Source organism: Limnohabitans planktonicus II-D5, assembly GCF_001270065.2.
In the GTDB taxonomy this organism is placed as follows: domain Bacteria; phylum Pseudomonadota; class Gammaproteobacteria; order Burkholderiales; family Burkholderiaceae_C; genus Limnohabitans_A; species Limnohabitans_A planktonicus.
In genome coordinates, this window is sequence record NZ_LFYT02000003.1 from 63,717 (window position 1) to 85,181 (window position 21,465).

A 21,465-nucleotide genomic window follows, 5' to 3' on the forward strand; every position below is an offset into this window, starting at 1 on the left:
GTCAATGGGCTTGCAGCAAAGGCTCCAGCAGCAAAGCCAGCTGCAGGACGGTGTCGTCGTGCATGGCCGCATGCCAGGCCATCAGGCCCACAGGCAAGTCGCCTGCTTGGTGACAGGGCAGGGAAATGGCGCAGCCATCCAGGGTGTTGATGGCGCTGGTGTTGCGCAGCAAAAGGCCATTGACTCTGAAGAATTCAGCGTCTCGTTCAGCGCCTGGGGCCACATCCGCCAGTTTGGGGGCCGTGATGGGCGTGGTGGGGGAAAGGATGGCGTCATAGCCCAACAATGCCTTTTCGACCCGGCGAATCCACGCGCTGCGGGCGTTGACCAGGTCGATGTACTGGTGTGCTTTCATGGGGGCGCCCAGTTGAATGCGTTGCGCGACGCGGGGGTCGTATTGGTCGGCATGTGCCGCGAGCAAGTGTTGGTGCCAGGCGAAACTTTCCGCCGGGCTGAAGCCCCCCGCGCTCATCATGGTGCCAAGCTCTGTGAGTTCGGGCAGGGCAATTTCTTCAATCTGGGCCCCGGCTGCACGCAGCGTGACCAGGCTGCGTTCAAAAGCCCTTGTGACGTGGGGGTCCATGTGGTCTTGCATCAGGTTGTTCACCACTGCGAGGCGGTAGTGGGGCAGGGGGCGGTGGGCGCTTGGCACTTTTCGGGCCGACAAAATTTCGTGGGCCAAAATCGTGTCGCGCACAGAGCGTGTCATGGCACAGACGGTGTCCAAAGTGGTGGATAAAGGCAGGGCACCTTGGGTGGGTACACTGCGAGCCGTGTTTTTGAAGCCCACCAGGCCGTTCAAGGCTGCCGGGATGCGGATCGATCCGCCGGTGTCTGAGCCCAATCCGATGAAGGCGGCTCCCGTGGCCACTGACACGGCAGCCCCGGAGCTGGAGCCGCCAGGCACGCGTGGCTCAAAGGTGGAGCCTGCTGCCGAATTGGTCAGCGCGTCCCAGGCCGCAGGCGTGCCGTGGTGTGGATTGACGCCCACCCCCGAAAATGCAAACTCCACCATATTGGTTCGCCCGATCAGTCCAGCGCCTGCGGCACGCAGCCTGGCGACGGCTTGAGAATCCACGCTGGCGGGCGCTTGGCCTTGTAAGACCACGGAGCCTGCGGCGGTGACTTGTCCCTGAACGTCGAACAAATCCTTGATCGAGACTGCCAGACCCGCCATAGGTCGTTTCTGCAGGGCTTGTGTGGAATCAGACTTGTTAAGACATTCGGGTGTCAGCTGGATGAAGGCGTGCTGACACGAGTCACTTTGGGCCAAAGCCAAACATTCTTCGGCCACCGCTTGGGCGTGAATATGGCCCTGCTCAATGGCTTGTCGGGTGGCGATCAGGTCTTTTCTCATGGGGTGGGGCCATATTGGGGTAAGTGCGGATGCTATAATCCTAAGGCTTTGTTGAGCTTGACGTCTGTCTTTCGGGTGTCTCATCCGTCGGCCATGATTCAAATCAAACAAACACACTCGCAAACCAGTCCCGTCAAGGTGTTGCGCTGAGGTGTCAGCGTGATCAGTGGATTGGTTTTAGAACTAACCTTTGGAGTATTCATATGTCCGTTACCATGCGCGAAATGCTGGAAGCCGGTGTCCACTTTGGTCACCAAACCCGTTTCTGGAACCCCAAGATGGCCCCGTTCATCTTCGGTCATCGCAACAAGATCCACATCATCAACCTGGAAAAATCGCTCCCGATGTTCCAGGACGCGATCAAGTTCGCCAAGCAACTTTCTGCCAACCGCGGCAACATCCTGATGGTGGGCACCAAGCGCCAAGCCCGTGAACTGGTGGCTGCCGAAGCCCAACGCGCTGGCGTGCCTTTTGTCGACCAACGCTGGTTGGGCGGCATGCTGACCAACTTCAAAACCGTCAAGACCTCGATCAAGCGTCTGAAGGACATGAAGGCTCAGCAAGAAGTCGGCCTCGAGAGCCTGAGCAAAAAAGAACAGCTGATGTTCAAGCGCGAGATGGAAAAGCTCGAAAAAGACATCGGTGGCATCCAGGACATGGCTGCTTTGCCTGATGCGATTTTCGTGATCGACGTCGGTTACCACAAAATTGCCATCTCGGAAGCCAAGAAATTGGGCATCCCATTGATCGGTGTGGTGGACTCCAACCACTCGCCCGAAGGCATCGACTACATCATCCCCGGCAACGACGACTCGGCCAAGGCCGTGGCTTTGTACGCCCGTGGTATTGCTGACGCGATCATTGAAGGCCGTGCCAACGCCGTCAACGACGTGGTCAAGGCCGTGACTGAAGGCGCTGACGAGTTCGTTGAAGAAGACAACGCTTCTGCCTGAGTTTCCAAGACTCGATGAAAGGGGCTTCTTGGCCCCTTTTTTTTAACCTGACTTTTAGACTGAATACGGAGAAATCAAATGGCTGCAATTACCGCAAGCATGGTCGCTGAACTGCGCGCAAAAACCGACGCCCCCATGATGGAGTGCAAAAAAGCCCTGACCGAAGCTGAAGGCGATATGGCCAAAGCGGAAGAGTTGTTGCGCGTCAAGCTGGGCACCAAGGCTGGCAAGGCCGCTTCCCGCGTGACCGCTGAAGGCGTGGTGACCAGCTTTGTGAACGGCACCACAGGCGCCATGATCGAAGTGAACTGCGAAACCGACTTCGTGACCAAAAACGACAGCTTCCTGGCTTTGGCCAACGCCGCTGCCAAGCTGGTGGCTGAGCACAACCCTGCCGACATCGCCGCTTTGGGCGAGTTGCCTTACAGCCAGGACGGTTTTGGCCCGACTCTGGAAGAAGTGCGCAAGGGCCTGATCGGCAAGATCGGCGAGAACATGAGCTTCCGCCGCTTCAAGCGTGCTGCTGGCGCAGCCAAGATCGCCAACTACCTGCACGGCACCCGCATCGGCGTGTTGGTCGAGTACGAAGGTGACGAAACTGCCGCCAAAGATGTCGCCATGCACGTGGCTGCCATGAAGCCCGTGTCCCTGACCAGCGCCGAAGTGCCCGCCGAGTTGATTGAAAAAGAACGCTCGGTCGCTGCGGCCAAGGCGGCCGAGTCCGGCAAGCCTGCCGACATCGCCACCAAAATGGTCGAAGGCTCGGTGCAGAAGTACCTCAAAGAAGTGTCTTTGTTCAACCAGTCTTTCGTCAAGAACGACAAGCAGACCGTCGAGCAGATGCTCAAGGCCGCTGGCACCACCGTGAGCGCATTCACTTTGTACGTGGTCGGCGAAGGCATTGAGAAGAAGGTCGACGACTTCGCCGCTGAAGTGGCCGCTCAAGTGGCTGCTGCACAAGGCGCAGCCTGATTTCACTCCCCTGCTGATTTGCCAACCCATCGTCCACATTGAACCCCAAGGAGCCCTTCATGTCCTCAGCCAAGCCAGCCTTTAAGCGCATTTTGCTCAAGCTGTCCGGTGAGGCCTTGATGGGGGACGATGCCTTTGGCATCAACCGCGTCACCATCGTGCGCATGGCCCAAGAGATCGCCGAGATCAACCGCATGGGCGTTCAGGTGGCGGTGGTCATTGGTGGCGGCAACATCTTCCGCGGTGTGGCCGGGGGTGCAGTAGGCATGGACCGTGCCACGGCCGATTACATGGGCATGCTGGCCACGGTGATGAACTCCTTGGCCTTGGCCGACGCCTTGGACAAGGCGGGCCTGACGGCACGCGTCATGTCGGCCATTGGCATCGACCAGGTGGTCGAGCCCTATGTGCGCCCCAAGGCTTTGCAGTACCTCGAAGAGGGCAAGGTCGTGGTGTTCGCTGCGGGCACGGGCAATCCGTTTTTCACGACCGACACGGCCGCTGCTTTGCGCGGTGCCGAGATCGGTGCCGAGATGGTGCTCAAGGCCACCAAGGTCGATGGTGTCTACACCGCCGATCCGAAAAAAGACCCCTTGGCCACGCGTTACAGCGAAATCAGCTTCGACGAGGCCATTTCGCGCAATCTGGGCATCATGGACGCCACGGCTTTTGCCTTGTGCCGCGACCAGAAACTGCCGATCAAGGTGTTTTCGATCATCAAGAACGGCGCTTTGAAGCGCGTGGTGCTGGGTGAGGACGAAGGCACCCTAGTTTATGCTTGAGCCCGTTCTGACGAGGAGAACCCCATGACCATTGCAGACATCAAGAAAACAACTGAAACCAAAATGGAGCAATCCATTGCGGCCTTCAAAAATAACCTGACCAAGATTCGCACCGGGCGTGCCAATCCGGCCTTGCTCGACACCATCCATGTCGATTATTACGGCTCCATGGTGCCTTTGTCGCAAGTGGCCAACGTGTCTTTGATGGACTCGCGCACCATCAGCGTGCAGCCTTGGGAAAAAGGCATGGGCGCCAAGATCGAAAAAGCCATCCGCGAAAGCGATTTGGGCCTGAACCCCGCTTCCATGGGCGATTTGATCCGCGTGCCCATGCCGCCCATGAGCGAAGAGCGCCGCAAGGAAATGACCAAGCTCGCCCGCACTGAAGGTGAGAACGGCAAAATTGCCATCCGCAATCTGCGCCGTGACGCCAATGAGTCGGTCAAAAAGCTGGTCAAGGACAAATTGGCATCAGAAGATGACCAAAAGCGTGCAGAGGCGGATGTGCAAAAATTGACCGACAAGCGCATGACAGAAATTGACCAGTTGGTAACTGCCAAAGAGCAAGAAATCATGGCCGTCTGAATGTGAGCTGATGCCGTGGCTGTCCACGGCCCGCACGGCCGCCCGATTGGCGGCCTTTTTTTTGGAGAAACCATGCTCAAGCAAAGAATCATCACCGCCTTGGTGATGTTGACTGTTTTGTTGCCTGCACTGTTCGCCTCGGATTCCGGGCTGTTCATGGGCTTGACGATGCTCTTGATCGCCGCAGGTGCCTGGGAGTGGGGTCGCATGAATGGCGTGAGCACTTGGGTGGCTTGGTTGGGCGCAGGCATTTGTTGGCTGCTGTGTATGGGGGCCATGCAGTCGGGATGGGTGCAGCATGCGCCTGCTTCAGTTTGGTGGCTGTCAGGGCTGCTGTGGGTGCTTTTGGGGGCCTGGATGATTCGCCGAGGTGTGGCGGGGTGGTTACGCTGGCCACAAGGTTTGCGCTGGACCGTGGGTTTATGCCTTTTGGCCTTGGCTTGGCTGGCGATGGCGCAGGCCCATCACAGGGGTGTCAATTTTTTACTTTCAGTTCTGGTCTTGGTTTGGGCTGCTGATGTTTTTGCTTATATCTTTGGCCGTACATGGGGAGGGCGATGGGTCCCCTTCAAATTGGCTCCAGGCATCAGTCCGGGCAAAAGTTGGGAAGGTGTTCTTGGCGGCATGTTCGGTGTCTTGCTTGTCGCTGTGGTCTGGGCCCAAGTTGATCGGTATGCTGGGCTGTCGAATTTGAGTTTTTTCAGTTTGTTGTTTCAGCAAGGTGGGTGGGTGGCCATACCTGCTTTGCTTTTCATGTCCACCATGAGTGTGGTGGGTGATTTGGTGGAGTCACTGGTCAAACGCAGTGCAGGATTGAAGGACAGTTCGGGTTTGTTGCCTGGTCACGGCGGCGTACTCGACCGTGTGGATGCCTTGCTGCCGACCTTGCCTTTGGCCATGATGATGCTGGCCTGGATGTAAAAGGATTGAGATGACTGTCAAACAAAACATCACCATTTTGGGGTCGACCGGCTCGATTGGCACCAACACGCTGGATGTCATTTCGCGCCATCCCGAACGGTTTTCGGTTTACGCCCTGACTGCATCCAGTCAGGTGGATGTGATGTTGGCGCAATGTGCGCAATTCAAGCCTGCCATGGCCGTCATGGCCCGTGAGGATGCAGGTCGTGCTTTGGCCGATAAAGTCAAGGCGGAGGGCTTGCCTGTAGAGGTGCGCTGGGGCGCGACCGCTTTGGATGAGGTGGCCAGTGCTCCGGGTGTCGATGCGGTGATGGCGGCTATTGTGGGGGCAGCAGGTTTGTCGCCTTGCCTGGCTGCTGCGCGAGCGGGCAAGAGATTGCTGCTGGCCAACAAGGAAGCTTTGGTCGTAGGCGGGGAAGTGTTTTTGTCAGCGGTGCGCGATGGCGGTGCGACTTTGCTGCCCATCGACAGCGAACACTCGGCCATTTTTCAATCATTGCCAGATGATCCGGCAACTTGGCAGCGACGTGTGCACAAAATCATCTTGACGGCATCGGGTGGGCCTTTTCGCACGCGCGAGCCCCAGAGCCTGAAAGACGTCACGCCGGAGCAGGCGTGTGCGCATCCCAATTGGGTCATGGGTCGGAAAATATCCGTGGATTCGGCCACCATGATGAACAAGGCCTTGGAGGTCATTGAGGCCCGTTATTTGTTTGGCGTGCTGCCTGATCAGTTGGAGGTGGTGATTCATCCACAGAGCGTGATTCACTCCATGGTTCAGTACCGTGATCATTCTGTGGTGGCTCAGCTGGGAACGCCTGATATGCGTGGTCCCATTGCTTATGGCCTCAGTTGGCCCGAGCGCATTGAATCAGGCGCTGCCGCCCTTGATTTCCATGCCTTGGCTGCGATGACTTTTGAGGCCATGGATGCGCGCGACCATGCACAGCGGTTTCCGGGACTGAAGCTGGCTTGGGAAACCTTGAAAGGGGCACCGGGCAGTTGTGCCGTGCTCAATGCGGCCAATGAAGTGGCTGTGGATGCGTTTTTGAACCGGCAAATCCGATTCGATCAAATCCACGAGGTCAATCAAGGTACCTTGGATTCATTGGTCTGGATGGCACCTGAGAGTTTGGAAAATTTGATGGTCTTGGATCAGCGCAGCCGTGAGGCTGCTCTGGCGGTCGTTTCTCGTCTGAAGTCTTGATGCGCTTGGTCACGTCTTTGCTGATGCAAAGCTGCTTTTTCGCATGTGTCCTGATGTATTATCTTTCGGGTGTCGGTCGTGCTTGGTCAGAGGGTGACTGAGCGGATTTGAGTCAGATCTTTTGTGGTCGAATTTGCTGCAAAAATGGTGTTTTAACAATTCTCAGGATGCATCAATGCCACCATGTGTTGGTGTCTGATGCATCTTGATGTCTCCACGGTTGCTTCATGAATTTTTCAATTACTCGCGCCTTTTCACAACCCGCGTCCATGGCTGCATTGACCACACTGTTGGCCTGCATGCCTGCCTGGGCCGTGACGCCATTCACTGTGCGTGATATCCGGGTTGAAGGTTTGCAGCGCATTGAGCCCGGTACGGTGTTTGCATCGCTGCCTTTACGAGTGGGTGATCAATACTCGGATGACAAAGGTGCTGCGGCTATTCGCGCGCTCTTTGCTTTGGGATTGTTCAAGGATGTTCGCCTTGAAACACAGGGTGATGTGTTGGTTGTGGTCGTTGAAGAGCGTCCTTCCGTGGCGCTTGTCGAGTTTGTGGGGCTCAAGGAGTTCGACAAGGATGTTCTGATCAAGGCGCTGAAAGAAGTGGGCTTGTCAGAAGGGCGTCCTTTTGACAAGGCCCTTGCGGACAAGGCCGAGCAGGAACTGAAGCGCCAATACATCAACCGAAGCCTTTATGGCGCAGAGGTCGTTTCAACTGCCACCCCCATAGACCGCAACCGGGTCAACCTGACCTTTACGATCACCGAAGGTGGGCCTGCGAAGATCAGTCAAATTCAGATTGTGGGCAATAAGGCTTTCACCGAATCTGAATTGAGAGATCAATTCAATTTGGACACGGGTGGCTGGATGAGCTGGTACACCAAGTCAGACCGCTATTCGCGCACCAAACTCAATGCTGACTTGGAGGCCTTGCGGTCTTTTTATCTGGCCAGGGGGTTTTTGGAGTTTCGCATTGATTCCACCCAGGTGGCCATGTCGCCCAACAAACAGGACATGTCCATCACGATCAATGTGACTGAAGGTGAGCGATTCGTGGTTTCTGGCGTCAAGCTCGACGGCAATTACCTGGATAAAGAAGACGAATTCAGGACTTTGGTCAAAATCAAGCCCGGTCAAGCCTACAACGCAGAAACTGTGGCAGAAACGACAAAGGCGTTCACCGATTACTTTGGGAAGTTTGGTTTTGCCTTTGCTCGCGTCGAAGCCAAGCCTGAAATTGATCGTCAAAACAACCGTGTCCAGTTTGTTTTAATGGCCGAGCCCTCTCGTCGGGCTTATGTTCGTCGCATCAACATTGCGGGCAACAACCGCACGCGAGACGAGGTGATTCGCCGTGAGTTCCGTCAATTTGAAGCGGCTTGGTACGACGGTGACAAGATCCGATTGTCACGCGACAGAGTGGACCGTTTGGGTTATTTCACGGACGTGAATGTGGAAACACAAGAAGTGCCCGGTGCGCCGGATCAGGTTGATTTGGTTTTGTCTGTGGTTGAAAAGCCCACAGGCAGTGTCACACTGGGGGCTGGTTTTTCTTCTGCTGAAAAAGTGGCGCTGAGCTTTGGTATTCAGCAAGAAAATGCCTTCGGATCTGGCAACTATCTGGCTATTTCGGTCAACACCAGCAAGTTTAACCAGAACCTGGTCTTGAGTACGACCGATCCTTATTTCACCCAAAATGGGGTTTCCCGTACTTTGGATGTCTTTCACCGCACAACGCGTCCTTTATTGGGCGATCTGAATGCTTACAGTCTGGTGAACTCGGGATTGGGTCTTCGCTTTGGTGTCCCTGTTACCGAAACAGATCGGGTTTTCATGGGGCTCAACGTTGAGCAGACCCAGATCCGCGAGGGAACGACTCTGGGTTTGCCCGTTGAATACAAAGACTATGCAGCTCAGTTTGGATCAACCAGCACTGCTTTGCCCTTGACTTTGGGTTGGGCTCGTGACGGTCGTGACAGTGCTTTGGTGCCCACCCGTGGCTCTTTGCAGCGTTTCAATTCTGATGTCAGTGTGGCAGGCGATGTGCGTTACATCCGCAGTAATTATCAGTTTCAGCAGTACATTCCCCTCAGCAAAAAATACACATTGGCATTCAATACCGATCTGGGTTGGGGTAAAGGCCTGAATGGTCAGCCTTACCCACTCTTCAAGAACTTTTATGTCGGCGGGCTGGGGAGTGTTCGGGGTTTTGAGCAGTCGACGCTGGGGCCTAGTTCAAAGACAACGGGCATTTACTTGGGTGGACCTAAGAAAATGGTCTTCAATGCCGAGTTCATCACGCCATTCCCCGGCGCTGGCAATGACAAAACCCTTCGCATGTTTGGTTTCGTGGATGCAGGCTACGCCTTCAAAGACTCTGAAAATGTAGCGTTCAGTGCTTTGCGGGCTTCGGCAGGTGTCGGCTTGAGCTGGATTTCACCCATGGGGCCCTTGCGCTTTTCGTATGCGAACCCGATTCGCAAGCAGAGTGGCGATAAAATTCAACAACTTCAATTCCAAATCGGAACATCCTTCTAATGACCATGATTCGCAAACACTTCACCTTGGCCCTGATTGCAGGTGCCAGCGTATTCGCATCATTTGCTCAAGCGCAGGAATTTAAATTGGGCTTTGTGAATACCGAACGCATCTTCCGCGAGGCAGCGACTGCCAAGCAAGCGCAAGCCAAACTTGAGCAGGAGTTTTCTCGACGCGAAAAGGAACTGGTAGAGGCGGGTAACACCCTGAAGCTGGCGTCTGAAAAATTTGAGCGAGAAGCGCCCACTTTGCCAGAGTCCCAGCGGACAGCTCGTCAAAAGCAGTTGATTGATCAGGATCGTGAATTCCAGCGCAAGCGCCGTGAATTTCAGGAAGATCTCAACGCCCGCAAAAACGAAGAGCAGCAGGTGGTGGTCGAGCGTGCAAACCGTGCGGTCAAACAAGTCGCCGAGTCTGAAAAATACGATGTGATTTTCCAGGAAGCGGTGTATATCAATCCCAAGCATGACATCACCGAAAAAGTCATCAAGGCGCTCAATGCGTCTGCTGGCAAATAAGCCGTCCCGCGCCTGCTTCGCATTGTGTCGTTGAAACTTGGCTCGATCGTCGGGACCCTCGGCGGTCGATTGTTGGGAAGCCCGGATCTGCTCATGACGGGGCTGGCACCTTTGCAGTCTGCGCATTCCCATCAAATCAGCTTTTTGAGCCAACCCAGGTACCGCAGCCAATTGCCCGCCAGCCAGGCCGGTTGCGTGATTGTCGGGGTTGATATGGAAGACGAGGTCAAGGATCGTTTGTCAGCGATCATCACCGACGACCCCTATCTTTACTTTGCACGTCTGACCCGCTTGTGGAAAAGTGAACACCGGCAAACTGCAGGTCCTCGCATTCATCCATCCGCTGTCATTGATTCAACCGCAGTCATTGCCTCAGATGCCGTGGTTGGTCCCTTGTGCGTGATCGAACGAGGCGCTCAGCTAGGGGCGGGTACTGTGCTCAAATCCCGCGTGTCGATTGGCGAAGATTGCATCGTAGGTGCGCGCTGTCTGCTGCATTCTGGCGTAGTGATCGGTGCCGACGGCTTTGGTTTTGCGCCGCACCAAGGGCAGTGGGAAAAAATCGAACAGTTGGGTGCGGTGCGCATTGGTGATGATGTGGAGATTGGTGCCAATACCTGTATTGATCGCGGCGCATTGGAAGACACGGTCATCGAAGACGGCGTCAAGCTCGATAACCTGATTCAGATTGGACACAACGTTCACGTCGGTCGTCACACCGCCATGGCCGGGTGTGTGGGCGTTGCGGGCAGTGCCCGAATTGGCGCGCATTGCACTGTGGGTGGAGGCGCTGTGGTGCTGGGGCATTTGACCGTGGCCGATCATGTTCACATTTCGGCGGCTTCTGTGGTCACGCGCTCTATTTTGAAGCCCGGACAATATACAGGTATGTTTCCCTTGGACAGCAATGCGAATTGGGAAAAAAATGCGGCGACCCTCAAACAATTGTCTCGCTTGCGTGATCGCATCAAATCGCTTGAAAGCGACAATCAAAACAACAAGGAAAATTGATCATGATGGATATTCATAAAATTTTGAAACAGCTGCCGCACCGGTATCCTTTTTTGTTGGTGGATCGTGTGTTGGAGATTGAAAAAGGCGTGCGCATCAAAGCCTTGAAGAATGTCACCATCAATGAACCTTTTTTCACCGGGCACTTTCCACACCGTCCCGTGATGCCGGGAGTGCTGATGCTGGAGGCCCTGGCCCAGGCTGCTGCCTTGTTGTCCTTTGACACGCTCGACTCCACACCCGATGACAACACGGTGTATTACTTCGCCGGGATTGATGGTGCCCGATTCAAGCGGCCCGTGGAGCCGGGTGATCAATTGACCCTGGAAGTTCAGCTCGACCGCATGAAGGCCGGCATTTTTAAATTCAAGGCACAGGCCAAAGTCGGTGATGAGTTGGCCTGCGAGGCCGATTTGATGTGCACCATGCGCAAAATTGCCTGAGGACCTATGGCGACTATCCACTCCACCGCTTTGGTCGATCCAGCCGCACAACTGGACCCTTCTGTGACCGTTGGCCCCTACACCATCATTGGCCCGAACGTGGTCATCGGGGCTGGCTCCACGGTGGGCTCGCATTGCACGATCGAAGGCCACACCACCATCGGTCAAAACAACCACATCCACAGCTACTCCTCGCTGGGGGCCGCACCGCAAGATAAAAAATACGCGGGTGAGCCCACCCGATTGGTGATCGGCAATGGCAACACCATTCGGGAGTTTTGCACCTTCAATGCCGGTACCGTCAACGGTGGCGGTGTGACCCAAGTGGGTGATGACAACCTGTTCATGGCTTACGTCCATTTGGCGCACGATTGCCAAATTGGCAGCCACACGATTTTTGCCAACAACTCGCAACTGGCGGGTCATGTGGTGGTGGGCGACTGGGTCATCCTGGGTGGCTTCACGGTGGTACGACAGTTCTTGCGTTTGGGTGCGCACAGCTTCACGGCGATGTGCACCTTGTTGTTTGCAGACCTGCCGCCTTATGTGACGTGCCAGGGCCAGCCTGCTTCTGCCCGCACTGTGAATGCTGAAGGTCTGCGCCGCCGGGGGTATTCTCCGGCCCGAATCGCTGCGGTGCGCGCTATGCACAAGGCGCTTTACCGGGAAAACCTGACTTTGGAGGCTGCAAAAGAGCGCATCCTGCAGATGGCCAAGGACAAACCCGAGGTTCAGGCCGATGTGGACATGATGCATGACTTTTTGTCCGGCGTTTCGCCTAAAGTGGGCATTGTGCGGTCGCGTCGTCGCTCGGTTGATTGAACAATTCAAGGGCCTGGAATTTTTCCGGGCCTGAGCATGAAAGGAGGGCCCCGTGGCCCTGTTGCGTTGCGCCGTCATTGGCGTTGGTTATCTGGGCAAATTTCATGCTCAAAAGTACGCCAAAATTCCCGAGTGTCAGCTCGTCGCGGTCGTGGACAGTCGGCAAGAGCAGGCCGATGCTGTCGCCGGGCCTTTGGGCTGCGAGGCACTGACGGATTACCGTGCATTGATTGGTCAGGTCGACGCGGTCTCCATCGTGGTGCCCACACAGGGTCATTACGACGTGTGCGCAGATTTTCTGAGAGCCGGGGTGCATGTCTTGGTCGAAAAGCCCATGACCACCACCTTGGAGCAGGCCGATGAACTGATTCGCTTGGCCAAGGAGAACCGGTGCGTGTTGGCGGTGGGCCATCTGGAGCGCTTCAACCCGGCCGCTTTGGCGCTGGAGCCCTTGTTGTCCAACCCCCGATTCATCGACAGCTCACGCCTGGCCCCTTTCAAGCCGCGTGCAACCGATGTGAGTGTTTTGCTCGATCTGATGATCCACGATGTGGATTTGATTTTGTCGCTGGTCGACAGTGAGTTGGAGAGCGTGGAATGTTCCGGCGCGCGTGTATTGACCTCTGACATTGACATTGCCAATGCCCGGATTCGCTTTGCCAACGGTTGCGTAGCCAACGTGACGGCCAGCCGCGTCAGCGCCAAGAGCGAACGCAAGATGCGCGTGTTCCAACATCAGGCCTGCCATTCGCTGGACTTTCAGGCCCGCACCCTGACGACTTACCGTGGTGCCACCGACCCGAAAGCCGATCCCGAGCAAGCCATTGAGCGGCATGAGCAATCGTTCGGTGAAGCTGACTCGCTGTTTGCGGAGATTGTGGATTTTGTTGACAGTATTCGTGGGCAGCGCCCCCCCAAGGTGAGCGGCGAGGCGGGCCGTCGCGCGTTGGAAGCCGTTCAACGCATCACCGAAGCCACCCGTCTGATTTCCTGATTTTTGATTTTTTGAAAGGACCGCCATGCGCATCCCTATGGTCGATCTGGTCGCGCAATACCGCGATCTTCAGCCCCAGCTGGAGCCCGCTTTTTTGAGTGCCCTGAATGCTGCCCAATTCATTTTGGGCCCCAATGTCCAGGCTTTTGAGAAAGAGGCTGCGGACTACCTGGGCGTGGCCCACGCCATCACTTGCGCCAACGGCACGGATGCCTTGCACCTGGCCTTGCTGGCGGCCGACATTGGCCCGGGGGACGAGGTCATCACCACGCCCTTTACCTTCATTGCCACCGCCGAGGCGATTGCCTATGTGGGGGCCAAAGCGGTGTTTGTGGACATCGATCCACGCACCTTCAACATCGACGTTGAGCAGACCCGCCGTGCGATCACATCCAAAACCAAGGCTTTGCTGCCTGTGCATTTGTTTGGACAGCCTGCTGACCTCGCGCCGCTCATGGCTTTGGCCCAAGAGCACCGCTTGCAGTTGGTGGAAGATTGCGCGCAGTCCTTCGGTGCTGATATCGGTGGCCGCAAAACCGGCGCCATGGGCGATGTGGCAGCTTTCAGCTTCTTTCCCAGTAAAAACCTGGGATGCTACGGTGACGGCGGCATGGTGACCACGCAGTCCGATGCCATGGCCGAAAAGCTGCGCATGCTGCGCAACCACGGCAGCAAAGTGCGTTATTACCACGACATCATTGGCTACAACAGCCGCCTCGACGAGTTACAGGCGGTGGTTTTGCGTGCCAAGATGCCCTTGATCGATCGTTACAACCAGGAGCGCCGCCGCGTGGCCCACCGCTACAACGCGGGTTTGGCTGGGTTGAATGTACAAACGCCTTATGAAGACGGTGTGGGCCTGCACGTCTACCACCAATACACCTTGCTGACCGATGACCGTGCAGCCATCCAGCAGGCCTTGACTGCGCAACAAATCGCCAGCGCTGTTTATTACCCCGTGCCATTGCACCAGCAAAAAGTGTTTGCCTCCATCGCGTCTGGTGCCAGCTTTCCGGTGACCGAATCGGTGGCCGAGCGTTGCCTGTCTTTGCCGATCTACCCGGAGCTGAGCAACGAAGCCATTGACGAGGTGTGCGGCGTGATTCGCCAGGCTTTGAAGGCGTGATGGCGCAAGCACGGCCAATATCGACCATGGCCACGCCAGACTTGCGTGTGAGCATGGTGGCGGCCGAGCGTTCGGGCGACATGCTTGCGGCCTTGTTGTTGCAAGGCATGCAAAAAACCTGGCCACTCTTGCAAGCTTCGGGCATTGGCGGACCGCAGATGGATGCGACCGGTTTTGTGTCGCGCTGGTCATGTGACGAGCTGTCGGTGCGAGGTTTGGTGGAGGCGCTTTGGCGATACCGCCACATCAATGGCATCCGGCAGGCCTTGATTCAGGATTTGCTGGCCTCGCCCCCGGACTTGTATGTGGGTGTGGATGCCTCCGATTTCAACTTGCCCGTTGAGCGCTTGCTGCGGCAAAAGGGTGTTCCCACGGTCCAGTTGGTGTGTCCTTCCATATGGGCCTGGCGTCCAGAGCGTGTGAAAAAAATCCGCGACAGCGTGGACCATGTGCTGTGTATTTACCCTTTTGAGCCGGATTTGTTGGCCCAGCATGGGATCAGTGGCACCTTTGTGGGACACCCTGTAGCCGATGTCATTGCGCTCACACCTGACCGTCAGCAAGCTCGGCTGGCATTGGGCTTGCCAGTCGATGCCACCGTTGTGGCCTTGTTGCCCGGCAGCAGACCCTCCGAGGTCAAAGGTTTGGCTTTGTCATTTTTGCAAGCGGCTCAGCTCATGCTCCAGCAAAGGCCAGAATTGAAATTTGTCTTGCCGACGCACGGGCTCTTGAAGCCCATGATCGATGCCGCTATTGCCCAAGTCGGCATGCAAACTCATGTGCAGGTGGTGATGGGCCGTTCGCACGAGGTGCAAGCGGCTTGTGATGTGGCGCTGGTGGCCAGCGGTACGGCCACCTTGGAAACTGCTTTGCACAAGCGTCCCATGGTCATCGCGTACAAAATGCAATGGCTGTCCTGGCAGATAGCCAACCGTCAGCGTTTGCTGCCTTGGGTTGGTTTACCCAATATTCTGTGCAACGAAAGTTTGGTGCCTGAATTTTTGCAAGAGCAAGTTCAACCCACGGCGCTGGCCCAAGCGGTCATGCGGTGGCTGGACGATCCTGACGCAGTGACCCACATACAGCAGCGGTTCGCCGATCTGCACCATCAATTGCGTCAGGACATGCCGACGGTGGCGACCCATGCGATCCAAAAAATCATTGCTGCTTGAACAAAAAACCTTGAACTGGGACACCTCTGGCCTGATGGCTGGCGTGGACGAGGCCGGCCGCGGCCCCTTGGCTGGCCCGGTGGTCGCGGCTGCCGTGATCCTGGACGACCTGGACCCCATTCAAGGTTTGAACGATTCCAAAAAACTCACAGCCAGGCGCCGTGAGGCCTTGTTTGACGAAATTCGGGCGCGTGCTTTGTGTTTTGCCATTGCTGAAGCGAGCGTGCAGGAAATCGACCGAATCAACATCTTGCAGGCCACGATGCTTGCGATGAAGCGTGCCGTGGAGGCTTTGCGGCTGCCGCCCAAACTGGTTCTGGTGGATGGAAATCGCTTACCCAAGCTGGCCATGAGGGCTGAAGCTGTTGTGCAGGGCGATGCCTTGGTGCCAGCCATCTCTGCTGCATCCATCTTGGCCAAGGTTCACCGCGACCGTTTGTGTGTAGAGATGCACGAGCGCTACCCCGCGTATGGTTTTGACCAGCACAAAGGCTATGGTACGGCCCTTCACATGGCCGCTTTGCAAGCGCACGGCCCGGCAGACTGCCACAGACTGACATTCGCCCCAGTGGCCAGGAGTGTGCGATGCATCTGATCACGTCCCGCGAGAACCCTCATGTGAAGGCCTGGCGACGATTGGCCCAAGACAGCACTGCCTACCGCAAATCAGGGCAATTTTGGCTGGAGGGCGATCACCTGTGCCGCGCGGCGCTTGAGCGCGGTGTACGCCCATTGCAGGTGGTACTGACCGAGTCGTTTCAGTTAGAGCAGGGTAACGCGTGGGTGGGATTGACAGATCAGGTGTTTGTCTTGCCGGACACTTTGTTTGCCAGTCTGAGTGGCTTGGAGTCGCCTGCTCGAATGGGCTTCGTGGTGGCTTGGGCGGCTGAAAACCAGGTCTTGCCCGCTGTCGCTACTGTGGTACTGGACCGATTGCAAGATGCGGGTAATGTGGGTGCCATCTTGCGATGCGCTTCGGCTTTCGGTTACCGTCAGGTCTTGGCTGTCAAGGGTACAGCAGCCCTGTGGTCTCCTAAGGTTCTCAGGGCGGGCATGGGGGCGCATTTCGGCTTGCAATTGATAGAGTCTGTCAGTCCCGCTGAAGTCGCTGCTTTACATGTGCCCCTATTGACCACCAGCTCGCACCAAGGCCCTTTTTTGCACGAGTTGCTTCGTCGGGGCGAACTGCCCACACAATGCGCTTGGGTGTTCGGTCACGAAGGGCAGGGCGTGAGTGAATACTTGATGGCCATGGCTCGCCTGTCCGTGCGAATTGCCCAGCCCGGCGGAGAGGAGTCTTTGAATGTGGCCACTGCGGCGGCTATTTGTTTGCATGCCAGCGCGAGCGCTGGTCTCTAAGGCCGGGGTGGTTGGAAGGCTCTTCAGGGTCTGATTTGTCAGGGTTTTCAACTAGTCCTCAGTTATAATGAGAGGCTTTCCCGCATCAACCTGTACGCCACAGTCCATCCCAGGCCCATTCCTCGAACAAGCAGCCAAAAAGAGATCACATCTCTGGTGAGTGCTGAGGCGTACCCGAACTATTCCGGAGAACCCAGTGCTTTTGTCTCTTCAGGGAACCTTCCCGCCCGCCATCCTGGCGCTCGCAGACGGCACGGTCTTTATCGGCAACTCGATTGGAGCCACCGGCTCCACTGTCGGCGAAGTGGTGTTCAACACCTCTCTCACCGGCTACCAGGAAATCCTCACTGACCCCAGCTATTGCCAGCAGATCGTCACCTTGACTTATCCGCACATTGGTAACTACGGCGTCAATGTGGAAGACATCGAAGCCGATCAAGTCCATGCTGCTGGCTTGATCATCAAAGACTTGCCTTTGATCGCAAGCAACTTCCGTTCTGGCCAAACCTTGTCGGCTTATTTGATTGATGCAGGTACGGTGGCCATTGCCAACATCGACACCCGTCAACTCACCCGTATCTTGCGTACCAAAGGCGCGCAAAATGGGGCGATTGTGGGCTTGGCCAAAGGTCAAGAAGTCACGCAGGCATTGATCAACCAAGCCTTAGCAGCCGCCAAGGCCGCGCCCCATATGGCAGGTCTCGATTTGGCACAAAAAGTGACCGTGGCCCAACCGTACGAGTGGACGCAAACCGAATGGAAGCTGGGGGAAGGCTACGGCAATTTGGCTGAACCCAAGTTCCACGTGGTGGCTTATGACTACGGCGTCAAGAAAAACATCTTGCGCATGTTGGCCCAGCGCGGTTGCAAAGTGACGGTGGTGCCAGCCAAGACCCCTGCAGCTGACGTGCTCAAACACAAGCCCGACGGCGTTTTCTTGTCGAACGGTCCTGGTGATCCGCAGCCTTGCGACTACGCCATTGCAGCAGCGGCCGAGCTGATCGAAACCGGCATCCCCACATTCGGCATTTGCCTGGGGCACCAGATCATGGCTTTGGCCAGCGGTGCCAAGACTTTCAAGATGAAGTTTGGCCACCACGGTGCCAATCACCCCGTGAAAGACCTTGACTCGGGGCGCGTGTCCATCACCAGCCAAAACCACGGTTTTGCGGTGGATGAAAAGTCCTTGCCTGCCAACTTGCGTGCCACACACTTGTCCTTGTTCGACGGCACTTTGCAGGGCCTGACCCGCACCGACAAGCCAGCTTTTTGCTTCCAAGGGCATCCTGAGGCATCGCCCGGCCCGCACGACATTGCTTACCTCTTTGACCGCTTCATCAATCTGATGGAGAAAAAATAATGCCAAAGCGCACCGACCTCAAAAGCATTCTCATCATTGGCGCAGGCCCGATCATCATTGGTCAGGCCTGTGAGTTCGACTACTCCGGCGTGCAGGCTTGCAAAGCCTTGCGCGAAGAGGGCTACAAAGTCATTTTGATCAACAGCAACCCCGCGACGATCATGACCGACCCTGCAACCGCAGACGTCACCTACATCGAGCCGATCACCTGGCAAACGGTCGAAAAGATCATTGCCAAAGAGCGTCCTGACGCGATCTTGCCGACAATGGGTGGCCAGACCGCGCTCAACTGCGCTTTGGACCTGTGGCACCACGGCGTACTCGAGAAATACAAAGTCGAGTTGATCGGCGCCACGCCCGAAGCCATTGACAAAGCCGAAGACCGCTTGAAGTTCAAGGACGCCATGACCAAGATCGGTCTGGGTTCGGCCCGCTCTGGCATCGCCCACAGCATGGAAGAAGCCTGGGACGTGCAAAAGACCCTGGGTTTCCCCACCGTCATTCGCCCCAGCTTCACCTTGGGTGGCACGGGCGGCGGCATCGCCTACAACCCGGAAGAGTTCGAGACTATCTGCAAGCGCGGCCTGGAGGCTTCGCCCACCAACGAATTGTTGATCGAGGAATCGCTGCTCGGCTGGAAAGAGTACGAGATGGAAGTCGTGCGCGACAAGGCGGACAACTGCATCATCATCTGTTCGATTGAAAACTTGGACCCCATGGGTGTGCACACGGGTGACTCGATCACTGTGGCCCCTGCACAGACACTGACTGACAAGGAATACCAGATTCTGCGTAACGCCTCTTTGGCTGTGTTGCGTGAGATCGGTGTGGACACCGGCGGCTCCAACGTCCAGTTTTCGATCAACCCCAAAGACGGTCGCATGGTCGTCATTGAGATGAATCCCCGCGTGTCGCGTTCATCCGCATTGGCGTCCAAAGCCACGGGTTTCCCGATTGCAAAAGTAGCCGCCAAGCTGGCTGTTGGCTACACGCTTGACGAACTGCGCAACGAAATAACGGGGGGTGCCACACCCGCTTCGTTCGAGCCTTCGATCGACTACGTGGTCACCAAGATCCCGCGTTTCGCCTTTGAGAAATTCCCAACCGCCGACAGCCGCTTGACCACCCAGATGAAATCGGTGGGCGAGGTGATGGCCATGGGCCGCACCTTCCAGGAGTCCTTTCAGAAAGCCCTGCGTGGTCTGGAAGTGGGCGTAGACGGCTTGAATGAGAAAACGCAAGACCGTGAAGTGCTCGAAAAAGAACTGGGTGAGCCCGGGCCTGAGCGCATTTGGTATGTGGGCGATGCCTTCGCCATGGGCCTGAGCGTGGACGAGGTGTTCGCCTTGACCAAGATCGATCCTTGGTTCCTGGTGCAGATCGAAGAAATCGTGAAGATTGAGCTTGAGCTGGAGACCACGACTTTGGAAGCGATCACCGCCGATGAGTTGCGTGCGCTCAAGAAGAAGGGCTTCTCCGACCGCCGCTTGGCCAAGTTGCTCAAAACCACCGAGCATGTGGTGCGTGCGCGCCGTCATGCCCTGAACATTCGCCCCGTCTACAAACGCGTGGACACCTGCGCGGCCGAGTTCTCGACCGACACCGCCTACATGTACTCTTGCTACGAAGGCCATGGTGACGGCGAGTGCGAAGCCGAACCGACGACCAACAAGAAAATCATGGTGTTGGGTGGCGGCCCCAACCGCATTGGCCAAGGTATCGAGTTTGACTACTGCTGCGTGCATGCCGCTTTGGCCATGCGCGAAGACGGTTACGAAACCATCATGGTCAACTGCAACCCCGAGACCGTGTCGACCGACTACGACACCTCGGACCGTTTGTACTTTGAGCCCGTCACCTTGGAAGATGTGCTGGAAATTGTGGACAAGGAAAAGCCCACGGGCGTCATCGTGCAATACGGTGGCCAAACGCCGTTGAAGCTTGCTTTGGATCTGGAAGCCGCTGGCGTGCCCATCATCGGCACCAGCCCCGACATGATCGACGCGGCCGAAGACCGCGAGCGTTTCCAGAAATTGCTGCAAGACCTCGGTCTGCGCCAGCCGCCCAATGCCACAGCTCGCACCGAGCCCGAAGCTTTGGAAAAAGCCGCTGCGCTGGGTTACCCCTTGGTGGTGCGCCCCAGCTACGTGCTCGGTGGCCGTGCCATGGAAATCGTGCACGAGCAACGTGACCTCGAGCGCTACATGCGCGAAGCGGTCAAGGTGTCGCACGATTCGCCCGTGCTGCTGGACCGTTTCCTGAACGACGCCATCGAGTGCGATGTGGACTGCCTGCGCGACCCCGAAGGCAAGACCTTCATCGGTGGCGTGATGGAGCACATCGAACAAGCCGGTGTGCACAGCGGCGACTCGGCATGCTCCTTGCCCCCTTACTCTTTGTCGTCTGCCACGGTGGACGAGCTCAAGCGCCAATCGGCTGCGATGGCTGGTGCCTTGAACGTGGTCGGTTTGATGAACGTGCAGTTCGCCATCCAGCATGTGGATGGCCAAGACGTGATCTACGTGCTGGAAGTCAATCCCCGCGCTTCACGTACCGTGCCCTATGTCTCCAAAGCCACAGGCATCCAGTTGGCCAAGGTGGCGGCTCGTTGCATGGCGGGTCAGACTTTGGCCTCGCAAGGCATCACCAAAGAAGTCACACCCCCATATTTCAGCGTGAAAGAAGCGGTGTTCCCTTTCGTGAAGTTCCCCGGAGTGGACACAATTCTCGGACCCGAGATGAAGTCTACGGGCGAAGTCATGGGCGTGGGCAAGACCTTTGGCGAAGCCTTTGTGAAGAGCCAATTGGGTGCCGGCACCAAGTTGCCACGCCCGACCAAGGCTGATGGCACGCCATCGGGTAAGGTGTTCATTTCAGTCAAGAACAATGATAAGGCGCGGGCCATTGAGGTGGCTCGTCAGTTGGTCGCACAAGGCTTCGAGTTGATCGCAACCAAGGGGACCGCTTCTGCCATTCAGGCCGAAGGTGTGGCCTGTGCCACGGTGAACAAGGTGACCGAAGGCCGCCCTCACATCGTGGACATGATCAAGAACAACGAGATCGTGCTGGTGATCAACACCGTCGAAGAACGCCGCAACGCGATCGCCGACTCGCGTCACATCCGCACCTCGGCCTTGCTCAACCGCGTCACCACATTCACAACCATTGCCGGCGCGGAAGCGGCTGTTGAGGGCATGAAGTACATGGACCAGCTGGACGTCATTTCAATCCAGGAAATGCACGCCCAACTCGCCGCCTGAAGCCCCCGCCTTGCATTCAGGTGCAAGGCATAATGCAATTCACGACCGCCGAGTTTCAACCCTCGGCGGTTTGCTTTTGGAGAAAA

Annotated in this window: 19 protein-coding genes; 18 read left to right on the forward strand and 1 reads right to left on the reverse strand. The window is 56.7% G+C overall.

From position 1 onward, the window contains the following. Position 1: 1 nt before the first annotated feature. The gene (locus H663_RS23360) at positions 2-1,357 is read right to left on the reverse strand and encodes an amidase (protein ID WP_053176626.1); all 1,356 of its coding nucleotides are present in this window, start codon (positions 1,355-1,357) and stop codon (positions 2-4) included. A gap of 203 nt (positions 1,358-1,560) precedes the next feature. On the opposite strand from H663_RS23360, the gene rpsB reads away from it, so the two are divergent. From rpsB to carB, 18 genes are all read left to right on the forward strand, one after another. After that, on the forward strand, positions 1,561-2,310 hold the full coding sequence (gene rpsB, locus H663_RS23365) for a 30S ribosomal protein S2 (RefSeq protein ID WP_053176624.1): 750 nt from the start codon (positions 1,561-1,563) through the stop codon (positions 2,308-2,310). Between the two features lie 78 nt (positions 2,311-2,388). Continuing rightward, on the forward strand, positions 2,389-3,282 hold the full coding sequence (gene tsf / locus H663_RS23370; RefSeq protein WP_053176622.1) for a translation elongation factor Ts: 894 nt from the start codon (positions 2,389-2,391) through the stop codon (positions 3,280-3,282). 59 nt (positions 3,283-3,341) lie between these two features. After that, positions 3,342-4,064, forward strand: coding sequence for a UMP kinase (pyrH, locus tag H663_RS23375; protein ID WP_053177029.1), 723 nt, complete (start codon positions 3,342-3,344; stop codon positions 4,062-4,064). Between the two features lie 24 nt (positions 4,065-4,088). Next, positions 4,089-4,649 carry a ribosome recycling factor gene (frr, locus tag H663_RS23380; RefSeq protein ID WP_053176621.1) on the forward strand — a complete coding sequence of 187 codons (561 nt, stop codon included), beginning with the start codon at positions 4,089-4,091 and terminating at the stop codon, positions 4,647-4,649. A gap of 72 nt (positions 4,650-4,721) precedes the next feature. Next, positions 4,722-5,570, forward strand: coding sequence for a phosphatidate cytidylyltransferase (locus tag H663_RS23385; protein ID WP_053177027.1), 849 nt, complete (start codon positions 4,722-4,724; stop codon positions 5,568-5,570). A 10-nt stretch (positions 5,571-5,580) separates the two neighbouring features. Further along, positions 5,581-6,777, forward strand: a complete 1,197-nt coding sequence (ispC, locus tag H663_RS23390; protein ID WP_053176619.1) for a 1-deoxy-D-xylulose-5-phosphate reductoisomerase — start codon at positions 5,581-5,583, stop codon at positions 6,775-6,777. 269 nt (positions 6,778-7,046) lie between these two features. Then, complete coding sequence (gene bamA / locus H663_RS23395; RefSeq protein ID WP_053176617.1) at positions 7,047-9,314, forward strand: outer membrane protein assembly factor BamA; 2,268 nt, start codon at positions 7,047-7,049, stop codon at positions 9,312-9,314. 5 nt (positions 9,315-9,319) lie between these two features. After that, the gene (locus tag H663_RS23400) at positions 9,320-9,832 is read left to right on the forward strand and encodes an OmpH/Skp family outer membrane protein (RefSeq protein WP_420844033.1); all 513 of its coding nucleotides are present in this window, start codon (positions 9,320-9,322) and stop codon (positions 9,830-9,832) included. 24 nt (positions 9,833-9,856) lie between these two features. Continuing rightward, positions 9,857-10,843 (forward strand): UDP-3-O-(3-hydroxymyristoyl)glucosamine N-acyltransferase, encoded by a 987-nt coding sequence (gene lpxD, locus H663_RS23405; RefSeq protein ID WP_053176612.1) that lies wholly within the window; start codon positions 9,857-9,859, stop codon positions 10,841-10,843. A gap of 2 nt (positions 10,844-10,845) precedes the next feature. After that, entirely contained in the window at positions 10,846-11,286 is a 441-nt protein-coding gene (gene fabZ, locus H663_RS23410; RefSeq protein WP_053176610.1) for a 3-hydroxyacyl-ACP dehydratase FabZ, read from the forward strand. 6 nt (positions 11,287-11,292) lie between these two features. Next, positions 11,293-12,108: an acyl-ACP--UDP-N-acetylglucosamine O-acyltransferase gene (gene lpxA, locus H663_RS23415; protein ID WP_053176608.1), complete on the forward strand. Its 816-nt coding sequence runs from the start codon at positions 11,293-11,295 to the stop codon at positions 12,106-12,108. 52 nt (positions 12,109-12,160) lie between these two features. Beyond that, positions 12,161-13,102: a Gfo/Idh/MocA family protein gene (locus tag H663_RS23420; protein ID WP_053176607.1), complete on the forward strand. Its 942-nt coding sequence runs from the start codon at positions 12,161-12,163 to the stop codon at positions 13,100-13,102. A 25-nt stretch (positions 13,103-13,127) separates the two neighbouring features. Beyond that, positions 13,128-14,228, forward strand: coding sequence for a DegT/DnrJ/EryC1/StrS family aminotransferase (locus H663_RS23425; protein WP_053176606.1), 1,101 nt, complete (start codon positions 13,128-13,130; stop codon positions 14,226-14,228). A 26-nt stretch (positions 14,229-14,254) separates the two neighbouring features. Next, positions 14,255-15,400, forward strand: a complete 1,146-nt coding sequence (gene lpxB, locus H663_RS23430; RefSeq protein WP_240620343.1) for a lipid-A-disaccharide synthase — start codon at positions 14,255-14,257, stop codon at positions 15,398-15,400. Beyond that, positions 15,372-15,995, forward strand: a complete 624-nt coding sequence (rnhB, locus tag H663_RS23435; protein WP_053176605.1) for a ribonuclease HII — start codon at positions 15,372-15,374, stop codon at positions 15,993-15,995. The genes lpxB and rnhB overlap by 29 nt, the downstream gene beginning before the upstream one ends. Further along, positions 15,986-16,759, forward strand: a complete 774-nt coding sequence (locus H663_RS23440; RefSeq protein WP_053176604.1) for a TrmH family RNA methyltransferase — start codon at positions 15,986-15,988, stop codon at positions 16,757-16,759. The genes rnhB and H663_RS23440 overlap by 10 nt, the downstream gene beginning before the upstream one ends. Before the next feature lie 196 nt (positions 16,760-16,955). Next, on the forward strand, positions 16,956-18,119 hold the full coding sequence (gene carA, locus H663_RS23445) for a glutamine-hydrolyzing carbamoyl-phosphate synthase small subunit (protein WP_205872671.1): 1,164 nt from the start codon (positions 16,956-16,958) through the stop codon (positions 18,117-18,119). Next, a complete protein-coding gene (gene carB / locus H663_RS23450) occupies positions 18,119-21,379 on the forward strand; it encodes a carbamoyl-phosphate synthase large subunit (RefSeq protein ID WP_053176601.1) in 3,261 nt (1,086 codons plus the stop codon). The genes carA and carB overlap by 1 nt, the downstream gene beginning before the upstream one ends. Positions 21,380-21,465: the final 86 nt, after the last annotated feature.

Bases quoted from the DNA above. Each gene is read 5' to 3' on its own strand.
- H663_RS23400 (WP_420844033.1), top strand. From the start codon at position 9,320: ATGATTCGCAAACACTTCACCTTGGCCCTGATTGCAGGTGCCAGCGTA.
- tsf (WP_053176622.1), top strand. From the start codon at position 2,389: ATGGCTGCAATTACCGCAAGCATGGTCGCTGAACTGCGCGCAAAAACC.
- pyrH (WP_053177029.1), top strand. From the start codon at position 3,342: ATGTCCTCAGCCAAGCCAGCCTTTAAGCGCATTTTGCTCAAGCTGTCC.
- bamA (WP_053176617.1), top strand. From the start codon at position 7,047: ATGGCTGCATTGACCACACTGTTGGCCTGCATGCCTGCCTGGGCCGTG.
- rnhB (WP_053176605.1), top strand. From the start codon at position 15,372: ATGCGATCCAAAAAATCATTGCTGCTTGAACAAAAAACCTTGAACTGG.
- lpxB (WP_240620343.1), top strand. From the start codon at position 14,255: ATGGCCACGCCAGACTTGCGTGTGAGCATGGTGGCGGCCGAGCGTTCG.
- H663_RS23360 (WP_053176626.1), bottom strand. From the start codon at position 1,357: ATGAGAAAAGACCTGATCGCCACCCGACAAGCCATTGAGCAGGGCCAT.
- H663_RS23440 (WP_053176604.1), top strand. From the start codon at position 15,986: ATGCATCTGATCACGTCCCGCGAGAACCCTCATGTGAAGGCCTGGCGA.
- fabZ (WP_053176610.1), top strand. From the start codon at position 10,846: ATGATGGATATTCATAAAATTTTGAAACAGCTGCCGCACCGGTATCCT.
- ispC (WP_053176619.1), top strand. From the start codon at position 5,581: ATGACTGTCAAACAAAACATCACCATTTTGGGGTCGACCGGCTCGATT.
- H663_RS23425 (WP_053176606.1), top strand. From the start codon at position 13,128: ATGCGCATCCCTATGGTCGATCTGGTCGCGCAATACCGCGATCTTCAG.
- carB (WP_053176601.1), top strand. From the start codon at position 18,119: ATGCCAAAGCGCACCGACCTCAAAAGCATTCTCATCATTGGCGCAGGC.
- H663_RS23385 (WP_053177027.1), top strand. From the start codon at position 4,722: ATGCTCAAGCAAAGAATCATCACCGCCTTGGTGATGTTGACTGTTTTG.
- rpsB (WP_053176624.1), top strand. From the start codon at position 1,561: ATGTCCGTTACCATGCGCGAAATGCTGGAAGCCGGTGTCCACTTTGGT.
- lpxA (WP_053176608.1), top strand. From the start codon at position 11,293: ATGGCGACTATCCACTCCACCGCTTTGGTCGATCCAGCCGCACAACTG.
- frr (WP_053176621.1), top strand. From the start codon at position 4,089: ATGACCATTGCAGACATCAAGAAAACAACTGAAACCAAAATGGAGCAA.